This window comes from Spirosoma harenae (genome assembly GCF_054776975.1).
The window spans coordinates 89,313-95,905 of sequence record NZ_BAAHBD010000001.1; the positions used below are offsets into that span (position 1 = coordinate 89,313).

Sequence of the window (6,593 nt, forward strand, 5' to 3'; positions counted from 1 at the left end):
TGGGTATCCAAAAAAGAAGGCTCCTTTTAAGTCAAACCTGAAAACAAAAACACAATTCAACATGTTAAGTATATTTACGTGTACCAATCAGTAAGTATTTTAATTCACTAAACTAGACATGTGTTATGAAAAAGATCATCTTAGCAGCCTCCGTCATCGCTATGCTGACCGCTGCCCAAACCACTTACGCACAAGCCACTCAGGAAGCCAAGGCGGAGAAAAAAGAGCAGAAAGCCGAAAAGAAAGCCGCCAAGGCCAATGAGTTACGATCGAACGCAGCTACGGGCAAAGGCCTGGAAATTGCAGGCGTATCGGACCCCAGCACACGCAAGGCGAAAGCGGATCGAAAAATGGAACACGCCCATAAGAAGGAAATGAAAAGTGAAGCGAAAGAACTCAAAGCTGTAGCCAAACATAAGACCAAAAAGGCGGCTGGCGTAGATTAAGTAAATTAGCTCATTTTTTATTGAGGAGTTGTTATATAGAGTATAATTGCTTAAAAAACGCAGTTAATTGACTGCGTTTTTTGTCAATCATTTGATTTGAATGTATACCTTCCATTGCTTTATGATTGCATTGAACTCAGGTCGTCACTATCTAACCAGACATTGCCAGTTATGAGTAGTGCACACGCGTCAACAAATCAGACGCGATCGGTATCATTTTACGGTTTACTTATTTGCTTAGGCATTCTTTCTATCGGTGGGATGCAGGGGGGGTGGCAGCTGATGACAGACCGCTCGGGTCACTGGCTGGCTATTTCGCCGGATGTGTTTGCCTGGTTGATCCACGATTTTTTTCTGCCTGGCTTCTTCCTTTTTGTCTTCTTTGGGTTGACACCCATTTTTCTTGCTTACGCAATGCTAACACGTATGAAGTGGTCGCTAGCTGAGTCATTCATTGGTGATAGCGGCTATCCCTGGGTATGGGTTGCGACGGTGGGTTTGGCCGCGCTATTATTTCTATGGACCATGATGCTAATCGCCCTGGTTGGCTTTCGTACTCTTTATCAGATGCTTGATGCATTGATAAGCTTGATCATCCTGAGTTTTCTTTTTCTGCCTTCCGTTCGAAAATCTCTCTATATAAGTTAATGACCGCGTTTGCACGATAGACCGATCACTATTGGACTGATAATCAATAGATTTCAGTCATTTCAGATTCAGCGTCCAGCCTTATTTAACTGCCTAATGCGATTGCCATTTTTTTACGAACTGACCTAAAAGCAGCTGATTGTACAGTTCATCTACTTTTACAGAATAGCTATGTTTAGCTAATCGACTGTTCCTATTAAAGCAAAAAAGAGATCGCTTGGTTAAGCGATCTCTTCTATCCTGTGTACATTAGCAACCACCTAGTCAGTTACTTTTTTCGTTGTTTTACTAACGGCCCGTCCCGTGGCTTTGGTCGCTTTGGTAACGGCCCGACCCGTGGCTTTCGCTCCAGTGGCTACTGCTTTGCCGGTGGCTCTCCCAGCTGTGCCCACCGCGTGCGCTCCATCGGCAACACCCGTTTCGACTTTATCACCCACGCGTTTGACATCTGCCCGGGTTTTTTCTTTGCGAGCCGCCCGTGTAGCCGCCGGGCCATCCTGAGCTACTGTGCTGGTGGTTAATGTTGCGCAAAGGGCAATCAATAAAAGTAGGTTCGTTTTCATAGCGTTTATGTTTGATGGGATGGGAGACTATCCCCCACTGCGTTAATTAAACTGATCATCTAACGACTTAGCCAGGTGATTTGTTTTGGGTAGTTCGTGCCGAATATCTACTGTTTACGGCTTTTTGTTTGTCACATTGCCTAAGAACATTCGTTGATTTCAGTCACCCGGTTCGATTGAGGGAAAATACTCATGACTAAATTGTTTAACAATTCTCTGTGATTGCGAGTTATTGACAGTATTCACTAACTAACATTTCACTCATGGGTAATTTGTTGTATACCATCGCTGTGGTACTGATTATTATTTGGTTACTCGGCTTCTTAGGTGTTTTAGGAGCAGGTATTGCGGGCAGTAGCCTCATTCATATTCTGTTGGTCATCGCGGTGATCGCGATCATTTTGCGATTGATACAAGGAAGAAGCGTCTAAACGACAGAATAATTAACCTATCAAAGAGCCAATCACACTAGACTACAGCCTGATTGGCTCTTTTGGAGGTTTCGATTTGGTACAGTCATCTGTAATCCCTGCTCCGGGATTTGACTATTGGATTCAATTCGTAGGTTCTACCAATATCAAAATTACGGTAAACGACTAGTGCGCCATTAACCCATCTGCTGGAAGTTACCAGAATCAACTTAGGGTATCTTACCGGTAACGGCGCTTTTACTTTTTACCTCTCCTACCATGTATACACTAGTTTACGGCAGACTTTTTTTGGCTGCCACATCTCTACTCTTTATTTGGGGCTGCGCCCGTAATCCGGTTACTGGTAAGCGCGAAATTAGCCTGATGTCGACTGAGCAGGAAATTGCCATCGGCAAAGAGTCACACCCTTCGGTAATTGCTACGATGGGCTTATATGAAGATAAAAAGCTTCAGGCATTTATGAACGAAAAAGGAAAAGCAATGGCCAGCGTGTCGCATCGGCCCGATCTTCCCTATCAGTTCTACATTGTTGATTCGCCCATTGTGAATGCCTTTGCTGTACCAGGAGGCTACGTTTATTTCACGCGTGGCATTTTGGCGCATTTTAACAATGAGGCAGAATTTGCGGGTGTACTGGGCCACGAAATCGGCCATATCACGGCCAAGCATGCGGCCCGCTCGCAGAAAAGCCAGTTGCTCAGCACACTCGCGCTCATTGGCGGGGCAGTGTTGGCTCCTCAGGTTGTCGGTCAGAATATCGAAGCGCTCCAGCAGGGTCTGGGTCTTTTATCGCTTAAATATAGTCGCGATCACGAATCTGAATCCGATAAACTCGGTGTAGAATACTCCAGTAAGATTGGCTACGATGCCCGCCAGATGGCTGATTTCTTCGGAACACTTAAACGCATTTCCGACAAATCAGGACAGGCCATACCTCAGTTTATGTCGACTCATCCTGATCCGGGGAATCGCTTCACGCGCGTACATGAACTGGCCAAAGACTACCAAACTAAGTCTCCCGCTTCTTACCAGGTAAATCGCGATCAGTATCTACGCCTGATCGACGGTATATTGTATGGAGAAGATCCGAAGCAGGGTTTCGTGGAAAACAGCTATTTCTATCATCCTGAACTACGGTTTCAATTTCCCGTACCAAGTGGCTGGCAGTCTCAAAATTCACCCAGCCAGTTTCAAATGGCCGCTAAAGACGGTAAATCCGCGATGATATTGATGCTGGCGAAAGGAAACTCACTCGACGAAGCGGCCCAGCAATTGGTAAAAGAATTGAGTTTGAATGTATTGGAGAGCAGTAAAGCGACAATCAATGGTAATCCGGCCTACGTACTTATTTCGCAGCAACAACCGCAGCAGGGTCAGCCGCAGGACCCAAAAACGGCTCTCCAGATTGGTACCTGGCTGATTCAGTATAACAATGCCATTTATGCGCTGCATGGCTTGTCGGCCGCGACTGATTTTAAGGCTAGTTTTGGCACTTTTAAGCAGGTAGCCGAAAATTTCCGCTCGCTGACCGACCCTGATAAACTCAATCGCAAACCAGAACGAGTGGTCTTAAAATCAGCCCCCCGCGACGGTTCGTTTCGAGAGGTAATAACTGGGTTGGGAATGCCAGCTAACCGGGTAGAAGAGGTTGGTATATTGAATGGAGTTAAAGCTGATGATCGCGTGACAAAAGGTACACTGATCAAGCTGATTAGTCGCTAGACAGTTCCTTTTAAGACTATGTGGTTTACGATTTTCCAAACATTCTGTTTGAGCATTGCTCTAACGTACTATGCCTGAATCGCTCGATCCTACAATTCGATCCATAATCTTTTTTTCGTCTCAGAGGGAGTTTTTTTGAGATTGGCAAACTATTGTTGACAACTAGTCAGTTGGGAAAAATAGTCAAATAAAAACCTGTCTAGCTCAGATAGCGACAGGTTCAACCCAATAAATCCCTCATGGATTAACACAAACAGGCTAGCGGTTGACAGCGGCCAACCAGCCAATCTTGCCGCAGCCGTAGAACAATCTCTTGGTAGCCACTCAACGTGGCCGGTTTGGTGATAAAATCGTTGGCCTTTAAGCCATAAGCTTGCTGCTGATCCTGAACTTCGGATGAAGTCGTTAAAATTACGACAGGTAATTGCTGACTGCTGCACTCCTGACGGATAGAAACCAGCGTTTCGAACCCGTTCATTTGGGGCATATTTAAATCCAGCAGAATTAAGCTGGGTAAGCTGCTCCAGCCAGCTAAGCTGTTCACCAGATCAGCCCCATTGTCCAACAACTGAATCTGGCACTCGGGGCTATACTGGCGGAAGGCCTGATCAATCATGAAGCGATCATCCTCATCATCATCAACCACGATAACACAAAATGAATGGGATTGAGGCATATTGAATTGACATAGACACCCTTTAACGGGGTTGCTGGGAGTTAGGTTCAGACTCTAGCTGAATCGAGAAAGTAACTGGTATAGTCATCTTACTCATTGCCGAGCTACTAACGGTATTGCGTTCGATAATTTATATAAAAATTAGCCCCTCCCGACAGGGTTAGACGGTGATGATGAAAAAATATCCTGCTGTTTCTCGAAATACGTTTGTGGTAGCGTCGCGGTTTCACACCAAAACAAGCGAAGATCCGACAACAGTCGCTTCCAGCCCTGAAACGAAAACGGCTTTGTAAAATAAGAAGCAGCCCCCAATCGATAGGCTTCTCTGACGTGCTTGAGGTTTTCACTTTTCGACAGCACGATAGCAGGGAGCAGTTTCCCCAACGGATGAGCTTTGAGCAGTTGCAGAAAATCTAAGCCCGTACGTTGACCCGGTAAGAAAACATCCAGTAGGATCAATCGAGGTCCTTTCCCCTCCAAATTGTAGAGATAAACAACCGCTTCTTCGAATGTGGTGATAGCGATAATATCTGCTTCTGGAAAGCATATAGTAGCCGCGCGTTGGAGCACATCAATAGTGGCCAGATCATCTTCGACCAGCAGTATCGGAAATCTAGGGTCACTAGGTAATGGAAGAGAGGGCATGGTGACTTTGTTTAACAAATATAGTCAAATTCTCCAGTTAAGTTCCACAGATTCCCCGCTGTCTGGGTTCTATATGAATGAAGACTGGTGTTTTTCCTGTTGCTGCTGATACACCAAGAGTTCTTTGAGTTTGACCAGCAAATCCCAATCCATTAAATGAGACGCCTGGTTGCTGACGATTCCAATCAGGTGCTCCAGCTGATGACTGGTCAACATGTAGCGGGCCTGCATGGCTCGCTGTTGACGAAACTCTTCCAGACACATCCGCTCGATATGCTGGCGCTCAAACGTTAAGTTGATAGAGATACTATCGCCCTCTTTAATACTATCAGCTGCCCTAAAGAGTTTGATGTGTACAATAGGATTTGCGGGCTGAATACGATCCAACCGGATCAACTCATCATAAAAACCATTCCAACTAGTGAATTGCGCGGGCAATTCTAGGTGATAGTTAGGTGGCTGATGATTAGCATTATGCTCGGTTTTGTTCATTCAATGAGATACTGTACGGCAAGTTCACACCGCACATAGGTATAGATTAAGTCGTACAAGTTGATAAGGGCTACTGGTTACAGTCCCTTACAATTGATACCTGGCTACATTCTCAGGAAAAAACGACCGGGTATCATTGATATAGATTGTATTATGCATCCGGGGTTTAATGCATTAGCTGCGGGCGTGGATTTTATCGTCGGTGTTAGCCAACTTCTATAGCCAGAAAATAGTCTGATAAACCCTCCTAATGTCGTTTCGTACTTTAGGTTCCAAAGCGTGAACACAATCCATGTTCAGGAAGGCAGAGGTCAACGGCTTGAGCAATACACACATTTGAAAAGTACGCTTTGCTAAACAGTCTTTGAGGCCGAACGGCTAAGAGATTTGCATTGGTATGCCTTGAAAATCAAGGATGTTGAAAAAAAACGGGAGCTAGATAGGCTGTAGACAATAATGAGAACATTATATGTTGAACGGGTAGGGCATTCATGGCAATCACACATCCATAGATAAACACACCAACCCCTTATATCACTTTATTTAGCTACTTTTAGAAAATCGTTCTCAATAGAAGTTAGATATATTTATTCTTCAACAGGGATTAATTAGAGCTATGGGGACTCATGATGTTTAAGATTACGGTGATGAATCGTCAAGGTGATATCCGTCTGTTCTCCCTGTTTAATGTAGAGTTAGAAACAGGCTTTGACGTCTTAAATTATATTGTTCAGCAGGGCGACCAGCTTATCCAAGCAAAATTCCTAGATAATGGGAAGCCTATCAACCTGCCGATAGATGCCTTCGATGGGAACGCCTGCATACCAGCCATCAATAACTTAATGGCAGACTGGCAACAACTCTTAAGAGTGTGTTGGGGAATTGAGAAAGGTTGAGAGTCGTGCCAACTTTGTATCGACCAAAATGCAAAGCCATGACCAAACAGTTCTCAAAACTGACCGACTCTCAA

Annotated in this window: 9 protein-coding genes; 5 read left to right on the forward strand and 4 right to left on the reverse strand. The window is 44.8% G+C overall.

What is annotated here, in order from left to right; genetic code table 11:
* Nucleotides 1–125 precede the first annotated feature (125 nt).
* Together ACYVE4_RS00355 and ACYVE4_RS00360 are read left to right on the forward strand one after the other, a co-directional pair.
* Nucleotides 126–446 (forward strand): hypothetical protein, encoded by a 321-nt coding sequence (locus ACYVE4_RS00355; RefSeq protein ID WP_460994781.1) that lies wholly within the window; start codon nt 126–128, stop codon nt 444–446.
* Nucleotides 447–617: 171 nt separating this feature from the next.
* A complete protein-coding gene (locus tag ACYVE4_RS00360; RefSeq protein ID WP_460994782.1) occupies nt 618–1,094 on the forward strand; it encodes a hypothetical protein in 477 nt (158 codons plus the stop codon).
* A 260-nt stretch (nt 1,095–1,354) separates the two neighbouring features.
* Here the strand turns inward: ACYVE4_RS00360 and ACYVE4_RS00365 are convergent, their stop codons facing one another.
* Nucleotides 1,355–1,657, reverse strand: a complete 303-nt coding sequence (locus tag ACYVE4_RS00365) for a hypothetical protein (protein ID WP_460994783.1) — start codon at nt 1,655–1,657, stop codon at nt 1,355–1,357.
* A 263-nt stretch (nt 1,658–1,920) separates the two neighbouring features.
* Here ACYVE4_RS00365 and ACYVE4_RS00370 point away from each other — a divergent pair, with 263 nt between their 5' ends.
* Together ACYVE4_RS00370 and ACYVE4_RS00375 are read left to right on the forward strand one after the other, a co-directional pair.
* Nucleotides 1,921–2,088: a lmo0937 family membrane protein gene (locus ACYVE4_RS00370; protein WP_460994784.1), complete on the forward strand. Its 168-nt coding sequence runs from the start codon at nt 1,921–1,923 to the stop codon at nt 2,086–2,088.
* A 258-nt stretch (nt 2,089–2,346) separates the two neighbouring features.
* Nucleotides 2,347–3,810 (forward strand): M48 family metalloprotease, encoded by a 1,464-nt coding sequence (locus ACYVE4_RS00375; protein ID WP_460994785.1) that lies wholly within the window; start codon nt 2,347–2,349, stop codon nt 3,808–3,810.
* Nucleotides 3,811–4,054: 244 nt separating this feature from the next.
* On the opposite strand, the gene ACYVE4_RS00380 is transcribed toward ACYVE4_RS00375, so the two are convergent.
* From ACYVE4_RS00380 to ACYVE4_RS00390, 3 genes are all read right to left on the reverse strand, one after another.
* Complete coding sequence (locus ACYVE4_RS00380; RefSeq protein WP_460994786.1) at nt 4,055–4,486, reverse strand: response regulator; 432 nt, start codon at nt 4,484–4,486, stop codon at nt 4,055–4,057.
* Nucleotides 4,487–4,627: 141 nt separating this feature from the next.
* Complete coding sequence (locus ACYVE4_RS00385) at nt 4,628–5,131, reverse strand: response regulator (RefSeq protein WP_460994787.1); 504 nt, start codon at nt 5,129–5,131, stop codon at nt 4,628–4,630.
* A gap of 69 nt (nt 5,132–5,200) precedes the next feature.
* Nucleotides 5,201–5,623 (reverse strand): hypothetical protein, encoded by a 423-nt coding sequence (locus ACYVE4_RS00390; protein ID WP_460994788.1) that lies wholly within the window; start codon nt 5,621–5,623, stop codon nt 5,201–5,203.
* 626 nt (nt 5,624–6,249) lie between these two features.
* Here ACYVE4_RS00390 and ACYVE4_RS00395 point away from each other — a divergent pair.
* Nucleotides 6,250–6,519, forward strand: a complete 270-nt coding sequence (locus tag ACYVE4_RS00395) for a hypothetical protein (RefSeq protein ID WP_460994789.1) — start codon at nt 6,250–6,252, stop codon at nt 6,517–6,519.
* The last annotated feature ends 74 nt before the right edge of the window (nt 6,520–6,593 follow it).